The sequence below is a fragment of the Novipirellula sp. genome (assembly GCF_041583735.1).
Lineage (GTDB): Bacteria > Planctomycetota > Planctomycetia > Pirellulales > Pirellulaceae > Novipirellula.
The window spans coordinates 1-2,509 of record NZ_JBFHFD010000921.1; the positions used below are offsets into that span (position 1 = coordinate 1).

Annotated in this window: 2 protein-coding genes; both read right to left on the bottom strand. The window is 54.8% G+C overall.

All coding sequences use genetic code 11. The annotated features are described in order from the left end of the window. On the bottom strand, window positions 1-438 hold a 438-nt coding region (locus tag ABX962_RS34605), incomplete at its 3' end, for a DEAD/DEAH box helicase (protein ID WP_372726215.1). 62 nt (window positions 439-500) lie between these two features. Beyond that, the coding region (locus ABX962_RS34610; RefSeq protein WP_372726216.1) for a cadherin domain-containing protein at window positions 501-2,509 on the bottom strand (2,009 nt) is incomplete at its 5' end.

The window sequence follows — 2,509 nt, forward strand, 5'->3', positions numbered from 1 at the left end:
AAGCGTCGAGAGCGACGCAATGAATTGCTCGTTGAAAAATCGTTCGGGGGCCACGTACAACAGTTTGACCTGTCCATCGCGGATGCGCCGCATGCCATCGCGAAATTCGGCTGGTGTTTGAGTCGAATCGAGCCGGATCGCCCCGATGCCTCGTTTTTGTAGCGAATCGCATTGGTCTTTCATCAATGCGATCAGCGGTGATACCACCACCGTGATGCCGGGAAACAGCAGACTGGGCAATTGATAGCACAAACTTTTGCCGCCGCCGGTAGGAAATACCGCCGCCACGCTGCGGCCTTGCAGTAGCCGCTGAATGACCGCCCGTTGCCCTCGTCGAAACGAGCGTAGCTGAAAACGCTCGCGCAACACCTCGCGTGGGTCAATTGCTTCCAAGTCCAGCGACTTGGAAGCGTTCGTTGCTGAGCCCTCAGTATCCATTACCTGTTCCACGTTCGATCACCATCAATCGTGGGTATCGTAACAGAAACCGTGTCGGTTGATCAGAACAGGGACGATTCGGACAACAGATCCGCGAGCGCCAAATCATTGGCTTTGTCTCGATCGTCAAGATCGTTTTGGGCTACGGTCGATGGGGGGGCGATGAACTCGGATTGAGCCGAGGACGTTCGTTGTTTTAGCCCATTGATCACCAGCAACGCATCCAGCGCGGTGGCTAGGTTGTCGCCGTTGACATCCACGAACCCGTTGAACGAATCAGGAATCGTCGAGATGGGGCCGGCGCCGTTGAGATTGATAAAGTTGATAACGCGAAGCGCGTCATTGGTGGTGACGCTTCCGTTGTCGTCCACATCCAGCGGATCAGCTTGCTTGTTGAACGGTGTTTGTCCGAGTCCGACGTTGATCGTGAACGAGAACGTGTTGAACAAATTAATCAATCCGGCTTCGAATGCTCGGATCGTCAATGGGTAGCTTCCCACCATCGTTGGCGATGGGGTGCCACTAAAGGTTTGTGTGGCAGCATCAAATCGCAGCCAAGGGGGTAGGAATCCATTGCTGTCGAACACGGTGATTGTGAACGATCCACCTTCGGGATCGGAAACAAAATTGGGGGGCAATTGGAAATTAAATCGCTTGCCACTTTCCGCGTTCGGAATATTCAACGTGGTGGTGAATACCGGAGCCTCGTTTACATCGTTGACGTGCACATCGATGGTCTTGGTTTGCACGCCGCCGCGCGTGTCAGTGGCGCGAATTTCGAGCGTCAAATCAGGGGTGGTTTCGGCATCAAATCCGGCTCCCGCGGCAACGCTCAATACTCCCGTGCTTGGGTTGATTGCAAACAATTCCGCTGCGGTTCCTCCGCTGATCGACAGCGTGACCGAATCGCCTCGATCGGCGTCACTAAAACGAATCAATGCGACCGAGTCACCTGGCAGGGCGGCTTCAGAAACATTGAACTGGTTCGTCAAAATGACGGGCGCATCGTTGCGATCCAATACCTCGATTCGTAACGTTTGACGAAGCGTTGCGCTTGCGCCCGTGGTGTCGGTGATGTCGAATTGCAGTTCAAGGACACGTCGCGTTTCGAAATCGAGATTCGCATTCTCGGCGACTCGCAGTTCTCCCGTTTCGGGATCAAAGACAAAGTTCTCGGCGGCATCCGAGGGAACCAGCGAGATCTCGTGAATGTCCGGAGACCCCTCGGGATCGACCACCGACAAAATCGTCACTAATTCGTTTGCTGCTGCGTTTTCAGGCAGGTCCACGCTATTGGTGTTCAGCGTTGCCGATTCATTCGTGTCAGTGATCTGGATATTCATCGTCGTTCGAGTCGACAGCGGCGGAGTGCCGTTGTCGGCGACAAGAATATCAAGCGTGTAGCTCGAGTTCGTCTCGAAATCGAGTTTCGTCGACTCCAGCACGAATAGTTCGCCGCCCCGAGTCAATCGGAACAATCCCGAGCCCGATCCACCCGTGATTTCGAATCGGTGCGTTTGGCCGAGATCCGAATCGTTCACCAGCAATTTAGCGATTTGGCCCGTGGTGTTTTCAGGGATCGAAAGTGACGTGGTGCGAAGCTCGGGGGCATCGTTTTCGTCCTCAATGATGATCTGCTTGGTGAAGGTTGTCACTGCGGGTGGGACCGCATTGTCACTGACCTCGAGATCCAATGTCAAAACATTGGTCGTTTCGAAGTCGATCACCGCCGAATCTTTGAGTTTGACGACACCGGTGGTCGGATGGACGTCGAGAATCGATGCGGCAGTGCCTCCGGTGACGGTAAACGTCAGCGTTTGATTACGTGCGGTGTCCGGTTCGACCGCTTCGATCACACCGACCTCATCGCCTGGCGTGGAGCCTTCGGGGATCAATAGCGGTTCGCGATTCACCACGGGGGCTTCGTTGACATCCTCGACCGTCAATACCACTCGCGTGATCGCCGACGCGTTTAATGAATCGGTCACCAACACACTGAAGCGTACTTCGGGATTGGTTTCAAAATCGGGGCGAGCACCTGAGGCAAAGCTTAGCTCGCCCGTGAAGGGGT